18 protein-coding genes are annotated in these 15,413 nt (G+C 56.5%); all 18 read left to right on the top strand.

Features of this window, described 5'->3' with window-relative positions; genetic code table 11:
* Positions 1–198 precede the first annotated feature (198 nt).
* The 18 genes from ACW9E7_RS01825 (at position 199) to ACW9E7_RS01740 (ending at position 15,407) form a co-directional block, all read left to right on the top strand.
* On the top strand, positions 199–975 hold the full coding sequence (locus tag ACW9E7_RS01825) for a threonine/serine exporter family protein (protein ID WP_115876516.1): 777 nt from the start codon (positions 199–201) through the stop codon (positions 973–975).
* Positions 966–1,439 carry a threonine/serine exporter gene (locus ACW9E7_RS01820; RefSeq protein ID WP_020885295.1) on the top strand — a complete coding sequence of 158 codons (474 nt, stop codon included), beginning with the start codon at positions 966–968 and terminating at the stop codon, positions 1,437–1,439. The genes ACW9E7_RS01825 and ACW9E7_RS01820 overlap by 10 nt, the downstream gene beginning before the upstream one ends.
* Positions 1,440–1,506: 67 nt before the next feature.
* Positions 1,507–2,148, top strand: coding sequence for a TetR family transcriptional regulator (locus ACW9E7_RS01815; RefSeq protein WP_223581156.1), 642 nt, complete (start codon positions 1,507–1,509; stop codon positions 2,146–2,148).
* A 41-nt stretch (positions 2,149–2,189) separates the two neighbouring features.
* Positions 2,190–2,642 carry a MarR family winged helix-turn-helix transcriptional regulator gene (locus ACW9E7_RS01810; RefSeq protein ID WP_111964164.1) on the top strand — a complete coding sequence of 151 codons (453 nt, stop codon included), beginning with the start codon at positions 2,190–2,192 and terminating at the stop codon, positions 2,640–2,642.
* Between the two features lie 84 nt (positions 2,643–2,726).
* Positions 2,727–3,155 (top strand): organic hydroperoxide resistance protein, encoded by a 429-nt coding sequence (locus ACW9E7_RS01805; protein ID WP_111964104.1) that lies wholly within the window; start codon positions 2,727–2,729, stop codon positions 3,153–3,155.
* Positions 3,156–3,303: 148 nt separating this feature from the next.
* Positions 3,304–3,849, top strand: a complete 546-nt coding sequence (dnaT, locus tag ACW9E7_RS01800; protein WP_127729538.1) for a primosomal protein DnaT — start codon at positions 3,304–3,306, stop codon at positions 3,847–3,849.
* Positions 3,846–4,583, top strand: a complete 738-nt coding sequence (gene dnaC / locus ACW9E7_RS01795; protein WP_014168503.1) for a DNA replication protein DnaC — start codon at positions 3,846–3,848, stop codon at positions 4,581–4,583. The genes dnaT and dnaC overlap by 4 nt, the downstream gene beginning before the upstream one ends.
* Positions 4,584–4,665: 82 nt before the next feature.
* The gene (locus tag ACW9E7_RS01790) at positions 4,666–5,148 is read left to right on the top strand and encodes a DUF2501 domain-containing protein (RefSeq protein WP_073001066.1); all 483 of its coding nucleotides are present in this window, start codon (positions 4,666–4,668) and stop codon (positions 5,146–5,148) included.
* A 270-nt stretch (positions 5,149–5,418) separates the two neighbouring features.
* On the top strand, positions 5,419–7,710 hold the full coding sequence (gene opgB, locus ACW9E7_RS01785) for a phosphatidylglycerol--membrane-oligosaccharide glycerophosphotransferase (RefSeq protein WP_458727174.1): 2,292 nt from the start codon (positions 5,419–5,421) through the stop codon (positions 7,708–7,710).
* 180 nt (positions 7,711–7,890) lie between these two features.
* Positions 7,891–8,529: an EAL domain-containing protein gene (locus ACW9E7_RS01780; RefSeq protein WP_115876526.1), complete on the top strand. Its 639-nt coding sequence runs from the start codon at positions 7,891–7,893 to the stop codon at positions 8,527–8,529.
* Complete coding sequence (locus ACW9E7_RS01775) at positions 8,526–9,068, top strand: helix-turn-helix transcriptional regulator (protein WP_458727173.1); 543 nt, start codon at positions 8,526–8,528, stop codon at positions 9,066–9,068. Before ACW9E7_RS01780 ends, ACW9E7_RS01775 begins: the two co-directional genes overlap by 4 nt.
* 32 nt (positions 9,069–9,100) lie before the next feature.
* Positions 9,101–9,595, top strand: coding sequence for a Csu type fimbrial protein (locus ACW9E7_RS01770; RefSeq protein WP_458727172.1), 495 nt, complete (start codon positions 9,101–9,103; stop codon positions 9,593–9,595).
* A 2-nt stretch (positions 9,596–9,597) separates the two neighbouring features.
* A complete protein-coding gene (locus ACW9E7_RS01765; protein WP_458727171.1) occupies positions 9,598–10,374 on the top strand; it encodes a fimbrial biogenesis chaperone in 777 nt (258 codons plus the stop codon).
* Positions 10,295–12,583 carry a fimbria/pilus outer membrane usher protein gene (locus ACW9E7_RS01760; RefSeq protein WP_458727170.1) on the top strand — a complete coding sequence of 763 codons (2,289 nt, stop codon included), beginning with the start codon at positions 10,295–10,297 and terminating at the stop codon, positions 12,581–12,583. Before ACW9E7_RS01765 ends, ACW9E7_RS01760 begins: the two co-directional genes overlap by 80 nt.
* A complete protein-coding gene (locus tag ACW9E7_RS01755; RefSeq protein WP_458727169.1) occupies positions 12,574–13,530 on the top strand; it encodes a Csu type fimbrial protein in 957 nt (318 codons plus the stop codon). The genes ACW9E7_RS01760 and ACW9E7_RS01755 overlap by 10 nt, the downstream gene beginning before the upstream one ends.
* Before the next feature lie 125 nt (positions 13,531–13,655).
* Positions 13,656–14,396, top strand: coding sequence for a winged helix-turn-helix domain-containing protein (locus tag ACW9E7_RS01750; protein ID WP_458727168.1), 741 nt, complete (start codon positions 13,656–13,658; stop codon positions 14,394–14,396).
* Between the two features lies 1 nt (position 14,397).
* Positions 14,398–14,871, top strand: coding sequence for a hypothetical protein (locus ACW9E7_RS01745; RefSeq protein ID WP_023615762.1), 474 nt, complete (start codon positions 14,398–14,400; stop codon positions 14,869–14,871).
* 29 nt (positions 14,872–14,900) lie between these two features.
* The gene (locus tag ACW9E7_RS01740; RefSeq protein ID WP_288459239.1) at positions 14,901–15,407 is read left to right on the top strand and encodes a GNAT family N-acetyltransferase; all 507 of its coding nucleotides are present in this window, start codon (positions 14,901–14,903) and stop codon (positions 15,405–15,407) included.
* Positions 15,408–15,413: the final 6 nt, after the last annotated feature.

Genomic DNA, 15,413 nt, shown 5'->3' with positions numbered 1-15,413 from the left:
TAACTAAATATAAATAACTTATCTTTCAATATTAATTATTCATGAAAATGATAAATTAATCCCAACCTCTTCCGCACTAAGGGGCAGCAAGTGTTTGCATAAACCTTGATCTGGCCCACAGCAAGAGACACTGCACTTTGTGTTAAAAATAATTGCTATGGGCCAACCGGCAACTTTCACCCTTTTTCAGGACAATACATGCAGGCAGATCGGTCAACGCAGCGTGCTATCACGCGGCTATGTATCCAGTGCGGTCTTTTTCTGCTCCAGCATGGCGCGGAAAGCGCGCTGGTTGAGGAGCTTTCCACCCGACTGGGACTGGCGCTGGGTATGGATAGCGTTGAAAGCGCTATTTCATCCAACGCCATTGTGCTGACCACGATCAAAGATGGTCAGTGCCTGACCTCCACCCGCAAAAACCATGACCGTGGCATTAACATGCACGTCGTGACCGAAGTGCAGCACATCGTCATCCTTGCTGAACATAAGCTTCTCGAACTTCGGGAGATTGAAAAAAGGTTCAGCCAAATTAAGCCATTACGTTATCCGCGCTGGCTTGTCGTGTTGATGGTAGGGCTGTCGTGCGCCTGCTTTTGTAAGCTCAATAAAGGCGGCTGGGACGGTGCGATCGTCACCTTTTTCGCCAGCAGCATCGCCATGTATGTTCGCCAGCTGCTGACGCACCGACAGCTGCATCCGCAAATTAACTTCTGTATTACCGCGTTTGTCGCCACCACGGTTTCCGGTCTGCTGCTGCGCCTGCCGCAGTTTGCCAGCACCCCGACGATTGCTATGGCCGCCAGCGTGCTTCTGTTGGTCCCGGGCTTTCCGTTGATAAACGCCGTCGCCGACATGTTTAAAGGGCACATCAATACAGGTCTGGCACGCTGGGCTATTGCCAGCCTGCTGACGCTGGCGACCTGCATCGGCGTGGTCATGGCCATGACACTCTGGGGGTTACGCGGATGGGCGTGATAGATTTTCTGCTGGCGCTGGCACAGGACATGCTTCTGGCCGCCATTCCTGCCGTCGGCTTTGCGATGGTATTTAACGTTCCGCAACGCGCGTTGCCATGGTGTGCCCTGCTGGGCGCGATTGGCCATGGCTCGCGAATGGTGATGATGACGGCGGGTTTTAACATCGAATGGTCAACATTTATGGCTTCCATGCTGGTTGGCAGTATCGGCATCCAGTGGTCGCGCTGGTATCTGGCGCATCCCAAAGTGTTCACCGTCGCCGCCGTTATCCCGATGTTCCCGGGCATATCTGCGTACACAGCGATGATTTCCGCGGTGAAAATCAGCCATTTTGGCTACACCGAACCTCAGATGATCCTTCTTCTGAGCAACTTTCTTAAGGCGTCGTCCATCGTTGGCGCGCTCTCTATCGGGCTGTCGATCCCCGGGCTGTGGCTGTACCGCAAACGCCCACGCGTTTGATATTTGTGTTATTTCGCTGCCGTGGAGATAATCCTTCTGGTCCGTTTGGTGAAAATAAGGAAAGGATGTGGCTAACCCTGACAGCGAACACCCCGAGCACAGCGAAGAATCTAGCCTGAAAGAGAAAATCTTTCAGAGCGCCATCGCGCTTTTTGCCGAGTATGGATTGAACGGTGCCCGCATGGAGCAGATCGCGGAGAAAGCGGGTACGACCAAACGCATGGTGGTTTACCATTTTAAGAATAAAGAGAACCTCTATCTCCTGGTTCTGGAACATGTTTACACTCAGATTCGCGCCAGTGAAAAAGCACTTAGCCTGGCGGGAATGCCTCCCGTCGAAGCGCTGGTCAATCTGGTTGAAGCTACCTTTGACTATCATGCCGACCATCCGGATTACATCCGGATTATCTGCATGGAAAACATGCAGCGCGGCCGCTTTATGCAGCAGTCGAACTATCTTCGCCAAGTCAACCGTAGCGCGCTCGACCTGCTGGAGGGCATCCTGCTCCGGGGCAAAGAAAAACAGCTATTCAGCCAGACCGTTGACGCCCGAGATCTTCACCGCCTGATAAGCAGCTTCAGCTTTCACTACGTTGCCAACAGCTACACCTTTACGCTGTTGTTTGAAGATGGCGCAGACGAACAGGCTCAGCGCGAGCACTACCGCAAAATGGCCGTTCAGGTAGCGCTCCGTTACACCTGCCCATAAAATTGCTTGCAATTAAATTGCACACTATCTATATTCATCTCATGAACGCGAAAACGAACGACGCAACCGCTGCGCTCAAGCTGGATAACCAGCTCTGCTTTGCTCTCTATTCGGCAAATCTGGCGCTTAATAAGCTGTACCGGCAGCTGCTGGCACCGCTGAACCTGACTTACCCGCAATATCTGGTGATGCTGGTGCTGTGGGAGCAGGATGACATAACGGTGTCGGACATCGGCGAACGGCTGTTTCTGGACTCTGCGACGCTGACGCCGCTGTTGAAGCGGCTGGAAAGTGCCGGCCTAATCAACCGTCACCGTTCGCGTAAAGACGAACGTCAGGTCGCCGTCACCCTGAGTGAAGCGGGACGTGAGCTCCAGCAGCAGGCATTGGGTATTCCCGATGCGGTTGGTTGCGCAGCGCAGTGTGATACTGACACCCTGCTGGCGCTCAAACAGCAGCTCGAACTTTTGCGACAACAGCTACACCGCGCGTAACGCTATACTTTACGCGTTATTATTTACCCACATATATCGCACGCTATTTAATAGCACATATCAAAACAAGATGAGGAACCTGCCATGTCTTTAGAAAAAGTTGTTTATACCGCCAAAGCAAAAGCCACCGGTGGCCGTGACGGCCGTGCCACCTCCTCCGATGGCGTACTGGACGTCAAACTGGGTGTGCCAAAAGAGATGGGCGGCATGGGCGGAGAAGTGACTAACCCTGAGCAGCTGTTTGCTGCGGGCTACTCTGCCTGCTTCCTGGGCGCGATGAAGTTCGTGGCCGCACGCGACAAATTCACCCTGCCAAAAGATGCCTATATTGAAGGCGAAGTGGGGATTGGCCCGCTGCCAACCGGTTTTGGTATCGAAGCAAAGCTGAACATCCATGTTGAAGGTATGGATCCGGCGGAAGCTAAAAAGCTGGTCGATGCGGCACACATTGTTTGCCCGTACTCTAACGCGACCCGCGGCAACATCGACGTCACGCTGAACATCATTGCGTGATAACTGCCTGATAGCGCTGCGCTTATTCTGCCTACGACTGTAGCCCCGGTAAGCGCAGCGCTACCGGGGAAATCCCCTCCTTCCCTTTCCCCTCTCTGTGCTACCATAAGCCCATATCACGCCCGTAGTAATCAGTAGAGTAAGCGTTATGTCCTCCAGAATTCTGACCACCAGCATTGCTGGCATTGATGCCTTTATGCGCGACCCACGCGGTGTGTTGACCCACGCTGAAGGCGGCACGGTTGCCGTTTTTGCCGACAACGCGCCGGCGTTTTACGCAATCACACCGGAACGTCTGGCACAGCTTTTGGAGATTGAAGCGCAACTGTCACGCCCGGCGAGCGATGTCACGCTGGACAACCAGTTCTTTGATGAGCCAGTCAACGTTCCCGTGACCGTTCCAATGGGAAAATTTGCTCTTTACACGGGCTGGCAGCCGGATGCGGATTTTCAGCGGCAGGCCGCGCTGTGGGGGATTGCGTTAACCCAACCGGCCACCGCGGAAGAGCTTGCCGCGTTTACTGCCTGGTGGCAGGCGGAAGGTAAAGTCTTCACCCATATTCAGTGGCAGCAAAAGCTCGCGCGTCATCTTCAAATTACCCGCGCCGGCAACAACGGCCAGCCCAAACGCGACATCAACGCGTTTTCCGAACCGGATAAACAGATCCCCAGCGGATTCCGAGGTGCGAAATGAAGAACGTCGGCGACCTGATGAAACGTCTGCAAAAAATGATGCCTGCCAACGTGAAGCCTGCTTTCACCACCGGTGAAGAGCTGCTGGCGTGGCAAAAAGAGCAAGGCAAGATCCGCGCCGCCGCGCTTGCCCGCGAAAATCGGGCGATGAAAATGCAGCGCACCTTTAACCGTTCCGGTATCCGCCCTCTGCACCAGAACTGCTCGTTCGATAACTATAAAATTGAGACCAACGGGCAGATGAACGCCCTTGCCGCCGCCCGTCAGTACGTGGATGAATTCGACGGCAATATCGCCAGCTTCATCTTTAGCGGCAAGCCGGGCACCGGAAAAAACCACCTGGCAGCCGCCATCTGCAACGAGCTGCTTCTGCGGGGTAAATCGGTTCTTATCATCACCGTGGCCGATATCATGTCCGCGATGAAAGACACCTTCAGCAACCGCGAAACCAGCGAAGAGCAATTACTTAATGATTTAAGCAATGTCGATTTACTGGTCATCGACGAGATTGGCGTTCAGACGGAATCCCGCTATGAAAAAGTGATCATCAACCAGATTGTCGATCGCCGCTCCTCGTCCAAACGCCCTACCGGCATGCTGACGAACCACAACATCGACGAGATGACCCGCCTGCTGGGGGAACGCGTTATGGACCGCATGAAGCTGGGTAACAGTCTTTATGTCATCTTCGACTGGGAAAGTTACCGCAGCCGCGTTACCGGCAAAGAGTATTAAGACAGTTCCAGGAATCGCCGACAGGGCATAGGTATATACTGGAACCCCTTGGCCCAAAACGGACCTTTTTGAGAGAGCCATAATGAAAAAACAGATTCTAATCAGCACCTTTTTAGGCGCGCTGCTGGTGACCGGTGCAGCGCAAGCGGCGTCCTGGCAGGAGTCCCTGTCAAGCGCAGCAAATGAGCTGACCAAAGAGAGCAGCAGCTCTCAGGGTGGACTCTCCGCCTCTTCTCTTACCAGCCTGCTGGGCAACAGCTCCCAGAGCCTTAGCGCGGGCACGATGAACAACGCGGCGGGGATTCTTGAATATTGCGCGAAGCAAAAGCTGGCCTCCGTGACCGACGCGCAAAACGTGAAAAACCAGGTGCTTGGTAAACTGGGTCTGGATACCCAGGAGCAAAAAGCGGACACCAACTATATGGACGGCATTCAGGGCCTGCTTAACGCACAAAACGGGCAGCAGCTGAATCTGAGCACCCTCGGCAACTCTTCTCTGGCAAAACAGGTGAAAACCAAAGCCTGCGATCTGGTGCTGAAACAAGGCGTTAATTTCATCTCCTGATCCACCCCATTTTCTGCCACAACACGCCGCGTTTAATGCGATAGTCTTGCAGCGCGGCGCTAAATGAGCGTTTTCCCCACCTGCCACCGCCTCAGCGTCCGTTTGTCAGGATGTGCACGTCTTCATAAAAACGATTTTCTAAACCAAATCCTAACAACAGCACACTTTCGTGACACTAAAATTGCAGCTTAACGACATCGCAATTACATTGTATGACCCAAAAAATAAACAGTTAGCCAGCAAATTATCTGGCGTCACGAGGATATGCTGTTGTCTGAATTCATGTCTCTTATCCTTTTTCTGGCTTCCGTCGGCGTTTACGCCTGGAAAGCAGGCCGTCATACCTGGTGGTTTATCGCCACGCTGGTGGTGCTCGGCATTTTTATTATTTTAAACATTACCTTATACGCCAGCGATTACTTTACCGGTGACGGTATTAACGATGCGGTACTCTACACGCTGACGAACAGCCTGACGGGCGCGGGTGTGGGCAAGTACATTCTGCCGGGGCTCGGCCTTATCGTCGCGCTGGTGACGATATTTGGCGCGCTGGCCTGGGTGCTGCGCCGCCGCCGCCACCTTCCACACCATCATGGCTATAGCCTGCTGGCGCTTTTCCTGGCGCTGGCCTCCGTCGACGCCAGCCCGGCGTTCCATCAGATCACCGAGCTGGTGAAATCCCAGTCGCGCGACGGCGATCCGGATTTCGTGGCTTACTACAAAGAACCGTCGAAAACGATCGCCAACCCGAAGCTCAACCTGGTCTATATCTACGGTGAAAGCCTGGAACGCACGTACTTTGATAACGATGCATTCCCGGAGCTGACGCCGGATCTGGGTGCGCTGAAAAATGAAGGGCTCGATTTCAGCCACACCATGCAGCTGCCCGGAACGGATTATACGATTGCCGGGATGGTTGCCTCCCAGTGCGGTATTCCGCTGTTCGCGCCTTTTGAAGGTAACGCCTCAGCCTCCATGTCGACCTTCTTCCCGCAGAATATTTGCCTCGGCGATATCCTGAAAAACTCCGGCTACGAAAACTATTTTGTGCAGGGGGCAAACCTGCGCTTCGCCGGAAAAGATGTGTTCCTGAAATCCCACGGTTTTGATCACCTGTATGGCTCAGAGGAGTTAAAAACGACGGTTGCCGATCCGAGCTACCGCAACGACTGGGGCTTCTATGACGATACGGTACTCGACGAAACCTGGAAGAAATTCGAGGAGCTGTCCCGCACGGGCAAGCGTTTCTCCCTCTTTGCGCTGACGGTGGACACACACCATCCGGACGGATTCGTCTCGCGCAGCTGCAAACGCAAAAGCTATGACGTGGACGGCAAAAACAACAAGTCTTTCAGCGCCGTCACCTGTAGCCAGGAACACATTGCCGCGCTGGTCGAGAAAATCAAAGCCTCGCCATATTTTAAAAACACCGTCATCGTCGTCTCGTCTGACCATCTGGCGATGAAAAACAGCGCATGGAATCAGCTCAATAAGCAGGATCGCAGCAACCTGTTCTTCGTCCTGCGCGGCGACCAGCCGCAGCGGGAGGTCATTGCCACCAAACGCAACTCCATGGATAACGGCGCAACCGTGCTGGACATTCTGGGCGGCGACAACTTTATTGGCCTTGGCCGCAGCACGCTGTCGGGGCAGTCCCTGTCGGAAGTGTTCCTCAACATGAAGGATAAAATCCTCGCCTGGAAGCCAGACATTATCCGCCTGTGGAACTTCCCGAAAGAGATGAAGGACTTCACCGTCGATCGGGATAAAAACACGATTGCCTTCTCGGGCAGCAGCTTCCGTCTGCCGCTGCTGGTGCGCGTGTCGGAAGGGCGCGTTGAGCCGCTGCCGGAAAGCGAATATTCCGCGCCGCTGCGCTATCAGCTGGCCGATTTCGCGCCACGCGATAATTTTGTCTGGGTCGACCGATGCTACAAAATGGGCCAGCTCTGGTCGCAGCCGCTGGCGCTTTCTACCGACTGGTGCGTCTCTCAGGGTCAGCTCGGCGGGGAGCAAACCGTGCAGCACGTTGATAAGGCGCAGTGGAAGGGCAAAACCGCGTTCAACGATACGGTGATTGATACCGCGCGCTATCAGCACAACATCGACATGCTGAAAATCAGCGATAACGATATTCGCTACAAAGCGGATAGCTTTATCTTTAACGTGGCCGGCGCACCGGAAGAAGTGAAGCAGTTTAGCGGCATCTCGCGTCCGGAGTCCTGGGGGCGCTGGTCCAACGCGCAGTTGGGCAATGAGGTGAAAATTGAATACGCCCATCCGCTGCCGGAACAGTTCGACCTGGTGATCACCGCCAGAGCGTATGGCCCCAATGCTAACAAGCCCGTACCCGTGCGCGTGGGGGATCGGGAGCAGACGTTAACGCTTGGATACGACGTGAGCACACAAACGCTGCATTTTGAGAATCCTTCTCGCAGCAATACCCTGGTGATCGTGCCGCCGGACCCGCAGTCCACGAATGAGGGAAATATCCTTGGGCACTCACCGCGCGAGATCGGAATTGGCATGGTCGAAATCAAAATCATCAGCAAAGCGGGTTAATGCGCGTCGCGCCCGGCGTTCTGCCGGGTGCTTATGAAAATAAATAATCCTTTACAATCCTTATAAATTAGATAAAAACACTTTATATAAGCCATTTTTATCTATAAATATCCCGCCAAAAACCAAATAAATAAAATGTGCAGCTCCTGAAATCACCACGGAGCGTTACGCACTTTTATCATGCTAACCGGCTATAAGTTCGAATCCATCCGGGCACTGCGCAGCGAAAATGTGATTGCCTGGGAGGTATTGTCCACGGCAAAGCCCCACGTCGATCTTGAAGACTACTTTGGCTCGATGTCCTCGACGCTGCGTAAGGCGCACTTCTTTGCGCAGCTTCGTCATGCCATGTTTTGCGAAGAGGGCGACAAGTATTACCTCAATGCGACATCGGATTTACTGCTGGAAACGGACTTCCTCGACAGGCTCAAAGAAGAAACACCCTGCCCGGAGAGACTTGCTATCGAGGTCACCGATCTCCATACGATGGTACAACTCGACGATACGCAAAGCCGGGCGCTGAGGAAATGCATCGCAACGCTCCATCAGTGGGGAATAGAAGTGTGGGCAGACGATGTTTGCGAAGACCTTCTTCCCGAACTTTTGACCAGCCAGATCCGCTTCTGCGGCATCAAAATTGACAAACATACCTTCTGGAACGGACGGATCGAGCAGGCAAAGTTTCTGCATCTCACCCGCCAGTGCAAGCGCATCGCCAGCAAGGTACTGATCGAAGGCATCGAAACCGCGGGTGATTTCGCGCTGGCCCGCGCCAGCGCGGCCGATTACGGCCAGGGCTATCTGTGGGGTAGAAAATGACCCCTTTCATTCTGAATGCTGGCTATCAGGTTATCGTTCTGAGCGGGAATACGTTTTTATGGCTTGGCCTCACTTCGATGATCTCGACGGCCGTTACCCCTCGCCCGGAGATGTATTGGATCCATGACGTTAATCCGGAAGGGCTTTTGCGCCTGCAGGAACGGCTGCTCAATACACACGCTGGAGAGAACTGGCTGGTATTTACGGATGCAGCGCGGGTCTGCGACGTTCACGCCTTCCTGCGCAACGAGCGGGTCCGAGTGGTCGCGGACAACCTCTCTTTTTCGCAGCTAAGCCACTGTTTTAGCGACACGACATTCGCCTTCGAAAACGCCGCCATGCTCTCGTATCAGGAGAGACGGGTTTGCATGTTGCTCCATAAAGGATTCAGTCCGGTTCGCATCGCAAAAATCATGAATAAGTCCCCTAAAACGATCTACACCCACAAGCGTAACGCGATGAACAAATTTTGCTGCCACAGCCTGGCGGAATTCCATCGAAAACTCTGCCTGCTGGACGCTCAGTCATTCGCTTTGTAATTCCACTGTTACTCACGTCAGGAAATAAAATCATGAAAATTATTCCCACCGTTGCATGTTGTTCCGTTCTCCTGCTTCCTGCTGCTGCGATCGCCGCAGACAGTAGCGCAAGCGCGACGATGCACGTATCACTTGAGGTCGTAAAGTCGTGCACCCTCAAAGCCAACGACCTCAACTTCTCGCGTCACGGCTCCGATGAGTCGAGCGAAATCCAGGCCAAAACGCAGGTCGATATCGTCTGTACCAACGGCACGCCTTTCACCCTCACCGCCACCAGCAACGACGGCGAAAACGGAACCTTCTGGCTGAAATCGGAAAACGGCGAAACGGGCGCACAGAAGATTGCGTGGAAACTCTTTGCCGACGAAGGCAAACAGACGCAAATCACCGGCACGAATGGCCTGGACGATACCGGCAACGGTGTGGAACAGGAGGAAACGCTGTATGGCGTCATTGAAGCCGGGGCGCTGACAACCGCCCAGGCAGGTACCTACAGCGACGATATCACGTTAAAACTGGAGTACTGATCGTGCGTCGCTACCTTCCCTGCTTCATTCTATGGCTCATGATGCTGGCGCTGCTGTCACGCTACGCGCTGGCCGCCACGCTTCAGGTGGCCCCGGTAACGCTCGATCTGCAGAGCGACCAGCGGGCAGCGGCGGTCTATCTCACTAACAGCGGGAAAGCGGCCATCCATGCGCAGATTCGGGTGTACGAATGGACGCAAAAAAACGGTAAAGATGTTCTGGTGAACACCGGGGAGGTGGTCACCAGCCCGGCGATGACATCACTGGCGCCGGGCCAGCAGCAGCTGGTGCGCATTATCGTCATGCAGCCAGGCAACCGTGCACAGGAGCAAAGTTACCGGCTGATCATCGACGAACTGCCGGACGCCACGTCCCGCGCCGCCAATCCCACCGCGGTGCACTTCCTGCTGCGCTACTCGATTCCGGTGTTCATTGCCGGGAACCAGAGCGCGCCCGTCAGCCACGATGCCCTGAGCTGTGAGCAGGCAGACATACCGGCCACTCTCCGCTGCTTTAACGCCGGAAACCGCCATATCCGCCTGAGCCACCTTGAGGCCCTGACGGCCGATGGGCAGGTTGTAGGGTCGATTAAAGGCCTGGCGGGCTATGTGCTACCGGGAAAAATCGCCCTTTTATCGCTCAAGCAGCCCTCACGACACGCGCTCAGCTCGCTGCGCGTCTATCTCAATGATGACCATCATGCCAGCCAGATACCCCTGCGCCCGCTCGCTTCTCGCGCTCCTGTTTTGGCTACCGCTCATGCTGTCAGCCCGGGCTGAACCCGCCGACACCGTACAATGGCTGGCCATTACCGTGAACCACGCCCCGCGAGGCGAGCTGTGGGCCTGCCGGGTGGTGGATAATACGCTATGGATAAGCCGCAGCGACATGAAAAAGCTGGGGCTTCACGCCCCGGACGATCGCGCAGAGTGGGTTGAGCTAACCTCCCTGCCGGGCCTGAAGGTCAATCTCGACGTGCTGTCCCAGCAGGTGTCGATTACCGCAGAAGCAGACGCGCTCGAGGGCCAGCAGCATCTGATCGTCTCAAGGCCCACGCCGATGTACCGCTATCCTGATGCGCAGCCCGTCAGCGCGTATACGCTCGGATACGCGCTCTACGCCAGCGATGCGCAGGGGAAGCGCCAGCTTAACGCCCAGACCATGCTGACCGCGTCCGGAGGGCTACCCGGAACGTTCAGCAGTAGTTTTTCAAGCCATGCGGGGGAGGAAAACAGCGCCGGTCGGCCTACCCACACCCGTCTCGAAACCCGCTGGCAGTGGGACAACACCGACTCGCTGACCACGCTGGCGCTGGGCGACAGCGTCACCACCGGCACCCGCTGGAGCCGGCAGATACGCTTTGGCGGTCTGCACTGGGCACGTAATTTTGAGCTTAATCCCCAGCTCAATACCGAACCGCGCAGCCGCTACAGCGACACGGCCGTGCTGCCTTCCACGATCGATTTGTATATCGACGGCCTTAAGCAGAGCAGCCAGCGCGTCACGCCGGGAGACTTTCTGCTGGATACCCTGCCGTCCTTCACCGGCAGCGGGCAGGCGGAGGTGGTGATTACCGATATCAACGGTCAGCGTCGCGCCGTACAGCTCGATCTCTACGGCGCCCCGGGCATGCTGGCGGAAGGGCTCAGCAGCGGTTCGCTGGACATCGGCTGGATGCGGGAAAACTACGCCCTGCACTCCGACGACTATGCCGCCTCGCCGCTGCTGGACGCGGGCTGGCGCTATGGAGTGAATAATCACCTGACGCTGGCGCTGCATACGGAGCAGCAGCGCAGGCTGCACAACGTGGGCACGGGCGCTGACTGGCTGGTCTCCCCCGCCGTAGGGGTGGTCAGCCAGCACGTTGCCGTGAGCGACAGCCCTTACGGTCAGGGCGTTCAGTGGGGCCTCGGCTGGCAGTGGAACGGCAGAGGAACGGGCATTTCTGCCAGCACCGTCCGTACCGGGGCGGATTTCGCCGACAACGCCCGCATGAGCGGTGCCGCGCCGGTCAGGCGCAGCGACAGCGTGTGGGTAAGCCAGTCCGTCCCCCATTTCGGTACCGTGGGCGCGGGCTGGGTACAGCAGAACATTCAGGGCAGCACAGAGCGCTACCTCAACGCCTCCTGGTCGGTGTCGCTGCCGGCACACATCTCCACCACGCTGAGCTATACCCGCTCGTTTACGGATGCGTCGAGTCACGTTCAATTGCTGTTTTCCGTCCCATTGGGTCGCGAGGACACGCTCTCCGCTCAGGCCAGCCGGGATACGCCGCGCATGGATTACCGCCACCAGCCGGACGATGAGGCCGGCGGCTGGTCATGGGAGCTGGGCCAGGGCTTTGGCGAACGACGTGAAAGATATGCGGACGTAGGCTATCTGGGCCGAGAGGGCGAATGGCACGTTGGGCTGCAGCAGGGTGCCAGCCAGGGCAACCAGTACGCCTCCGCCGAAGGTAGCCTGACGCTGCTGGACGGCAGCCTGCACGCGCTGCGCTACATCCAGCAGGGCATGGCGCTGGTCTCCACGCACGGTATTGGGCACGTACCGGTGATGCTGGAAAACCGCCCGGCCGGTGAAACGGATGAGGACGGTTATCTCCTGCTGACCGACCTGCCGCGCTACCACAACAGCAAAGTCAGCATTAACCCGCTCGATCTGCCCGCCGATGTGATCGCCCCCGTCACCGACATGCATGCCAGGCCGGGCAACAGCAGCGCGGTCAAAGTCGATTTTAACGTCCATCACGCCGTCACGGTTCAGGCCCGGCTGGTCGACAGCCGCCGCAGGCCGCTCCCGCTGGGCAGCGTCGTGTCAACGCCGCAGGGTGCCACCATCGTGGGACGCGATGGCTTTATCTGGCTTGAAGATCCGCCCCTGCCGGGTGAACTGGTGGTGAAAACCGGTGAGGGAGCGTGCCGGGTCACGCTTCCGGCGCCCCGTACCGCGTCATCTATACAGAATATCGGAGAACAACTGTGTCATTAAGAGCACCGTTATTATTGCTGCTCGTCCTGTCCGTGAAGGCGATGGCGGCAGCCTGCTGGATAACCTCCATGCCCGCCATTAACTTTGGAAACGTCGTGGCGGGCAATACCACCTTCGTCAACACCGAGGTCAAATTTAGCTGCCAGGCCGACAACGAGGGCAGGACGGAATATCTCAACGTCTGCCTGAGCAGCGTAGACGCCCCGCCCTTTGAGATGATCTCGCCGGGGGACCAGGAGGGAAAACAGTACACCCTCCTCTTCCGCCTGCTGAACGGCGCAGCGCGCTCTCAGGAGCTGGGGCCTGCCAGCAGCGGGAACCTGATTCAGCAGACTCTGGCCGCGCAAAGCAATGCCAACGTCAGCGGTACCTTTCCGCTTATCGCTACCATTCCGGCAGGGCAAAGCCAGCTTCCGGCCTACCACTATTACAACTACAACATGAATCTGCGTATCGCCTGGCACAGCGCCCTGCGTCAGGATGCCCTGCAAAACTGCTCGGACGGTTCCGCAGAGGGGGAGCAGGTGCAGGGCGGCACCAGCGCGCAGGCTGAAATCAGCCAGGGGTGCTACATCGAGCGCGTGACGCCCCTTAACTTCGGCACCCTGACCAGCACCGCGACCCTGCGTCCGACACGTTCCACCGCCACCCTGACCACGCGCTGTCCGGCCGGAACCGCGTTCACCCTTGCCATGGGCAAAGGCAACCATGCCAGCGGTAACCAGCGGCAGCTCTGCAACAGCGAGGGCCAGTGCCTGCGCTACGGGCTCTGGCAGGATGAGGCGGCCACGCGACGCTGGGGAGATCGAAGCAGCGGCGATGCGCTGCAGGTCACCAATCCCGCTGGCGGCACCCAGAACTACACCGTTTATGGCGAGGTCCCGGCACAGCCGCTAACCGGTACCGGGGAATTTATTGATGACGTGATTATCACCCTGACTTATTAAACCACCCAAAATCCTGTCTGGATCAATGTTATCGGTAACAGTGGCGTTAAAATAGCCAGCAATGCAGCCCGGAAGGCGTAGACCTTCTCTTTTATTTTTTATCTCTGTTTTTATTACAACAACTTATGAAATACCTGCTTGCTGACGCCATCGTCTATAACGACGAGGACGGTTCTGTTTCTCTTATCAATGCGCCGGATGAGGATGCGCAGCTCCTCACCTGTACGGCCAATACCATCATGAAGCTGCTGGTTCAGCATCATGGGAACGTGGTTGAACGGGAAACCTTTCTCCAGGAAGTCTGGGATCGGCGAGGGCTCCAGGGATCTAACAACTCCTTAAACCAGTACATCAGCATTCTGCGCAAGATGCTGGCGGCCCTGCTTCCCGACGCGCTGCTTATCATTACCGTACCGAAAACGGGCTTTATGCTCAGCGCGGACGTCACGGTCACTCCGCTGGAGGAGGCTCCGCCGACCGCCGAAACGGCAAAACCTGCATGGCGCGTTCGCCCGGAATGGCTGTTCTGCGGCGCGCTCACGCTGGTCGTCGTTGCGCTATGCCTCTGGATCGCGCTGATCAAGCCAGAAAATTCACAAAGGGAGATCCATCTGCTGACGCATATCGGCACCTGCCCGGTCTACACCTTTACGCCGCTGGCGGACGTGTTTCACGGGAAGGCAATAACGCTGGCGCAAACGCTTCAGAAGGACGGCCATCTTCCGTGCCTGAAAAATTCAATTTTCTACATGCACATTCAGAGAACGCTTTTCTACGGCCACGAAGGGCGGCTGGTGCTCTCCCAATGTTCCCTCACGCGGGGTAAAGCCAGCGCCTGTCGTACGCTTTACTATTACGAGTGGTGATATGAGACACAAAAAAGTTTGGCTAATCCTGTTCCTCAACCTGCTGCTGCTGGGCGCCGTGACGGCGTGGTACTTTCACACGCCCCCGCTGTCGGTGGCCTGCGATGGAAACCTGACCTTCTCCGACCGGCGCGACAGCCACGATTTCACCTTTGACGGTGAGATCATTATGCGTTTTCATCCCGACAAAACGGGGTATATCACGGTTAACGGCAGCGTGGTGAATGCCCCGCGCAGCTGGGAGGTTTCCCGCCAGGAGATGTTTAAATGGCGTCACGTGGAGGGCGAACTGTATGAGATTGCTATTCAAAAAGTGGAGCGTTTTAGCCATGACGCCATGCCGCCCGGGGTCTTTGAAAAATACGTTGCCGGCCTGACGCTGGGCAATAAAAGGCTTCTGACGATCGAGCGCACGCCGGAAGACGCGCTGGTGATCAGCAATTTCTATTCGCCGGTGCTGATCTGCTCGGAATAATGTCGACGGGTCAGGCTATACTTGCCGCCATGACTATTCGCATTCGCCCTACCACCCGCAACGACGTTGCCGCCCTGCCCGCCATTGAACGCGCGGCAGCCGGGTGCTTCCGTGACTTCCCGGCACTCGCCTGGCTTGCCGATGGCGTGGTCATTTCCGCTGAACAACACCTCGGCTATGTCGAACGCGGGCTAAGCTGGCTGGCGCTGGCAAACGACCACCCCGTCGGGTTTATCCTTGCCGAAGCCCATCCGTCATCACTGTTTATTGTCGAACTCTCGGTCGATCTGCACTCGCAGGGAAAAGGGATCGGCAGGCAGCTCATCGCCTGCGTGGCAGAACATGCCCGTAACAGGGGGCTGACAGCGCTGACGCTGACGACGTTCAGGGACGTCCCGTGGAATGCGCCGTTCTATGCCCGGCTGGGGTTTGAAAAAATGACGACGCTGACGCCTGAACTGCGTCGGAAAAGGGAAGAAGAGACGGCGCACGGCTTCGCGTATGAAACGCGCTGCGCCATGCGCCTGCCTCTGTAATATCGC

The sequence above is a fragment of the Enterobacter sp. H2G27 genome, from assembly GCF_054403075.1.
Note: the sequence above shows the minus strand (reverse complement) of the source record. Positions and strands in the feature narration are given on the sequence as shown.

Bases quoted from the DNA above. Each gene is read 5' to 3' on its own strand.
- ACW9E7_RS01825 (WP_115876516.1), top strand. From the start codon at position 199: ATGCAGGCAGATCGGTCAACGCAGCGTGCTATCACGCGGCTATGTATC.
- ACW9E7_RS01790 (WP_073001066.1), top strand. From the start codon at position 4,666: ATGAAAAAACAGATTCTAATCAGCACCTTTTTAGGCGCGCTGCTGGTG.
- ACW9E7_RS01775 (WP_458727173.1), top strand. From the start codon at position 8,526: ATGACCCCTTTCATTCTGAATGCTGGCTATCAGGTTATCGTTCTGAGC.
- ACW9E7_RS01740 (WP_288459239.1), top strand. From the start codon at position 14,901: ATGACTATTCGCATTCGCCCTACCACCCGCAACGACGTTGCCGCCCTG.
- ACW9E7_RS01760 (WP_458727170.1), top strand. From the start codon at position 10,295: ATGCCAGCCAGATACCCCTGCGCCCGCTCGCTTCTCGCGCTCCTGTTT.
- dnaT (WP_127729538.1), top strand. From the start codon at position 3,304: ATGTCCTCCAGAATTCTGACCACCAGCATTGCTGGCATTGATGCCTTT.
- ACW9E7_RS01810 (WP_111964164.1), top strand. From the start codon at position 2,190: ATGAACGCGAAAACGAACGACGCAACCGCTGCGCTCAAGCTGGATAAC.
- ACW9E7_RS01745 (WP_023615762.1), top strand. From the start codon at position 14,398: ATGAGACACAAAAAAGTTTGGCTAATCCTGTTCCTCAACCTGCTGCTG.
- ACW9E7_RS01750 (WP_458727168.1), top strand. From the start codon at position 13,656: ATGAAATACCTGCTTGCTGACGCCATCGTCTATAACGACGAGGACGGT.
- dnaC (WP_014168503.1), top strand. From the start codon at position 3,846: ATGAAGAACGTCGGCGACCTGATGAAACGTCTGCAAAAAATGATGCCT.
- ACW9E7_RS01820 (WP_020885295.1), top strand. From the start codon at position 966: ATGGGCGTGATAGATTTTCTGCTGGCGCTGGCACAGGACATGCTTCTG.
- ACW9E7_RS01770 (WP_458727172.1), top strand. From the start codon at position 9,101: ATGAAAATTATTCCCACCGTTGCATGTTGTTCCGTTCTCCTGCTTCCT.
- ACW9E7_RS01805 (WP_111964104.1), top strand. From the start codon at position 2,727: ATGTCTTTAGAAAAAGTTGTTTATACCGCCAAAGCAAAAGCCACCGGT.
- ACW9E7_RS01780 (WP_115876526.1), top strand. From the start codon at position 7,891: ATGCTAACCGGCTATAAGTTCGAATCCATCCGGGCACTGCGCAGCGAA.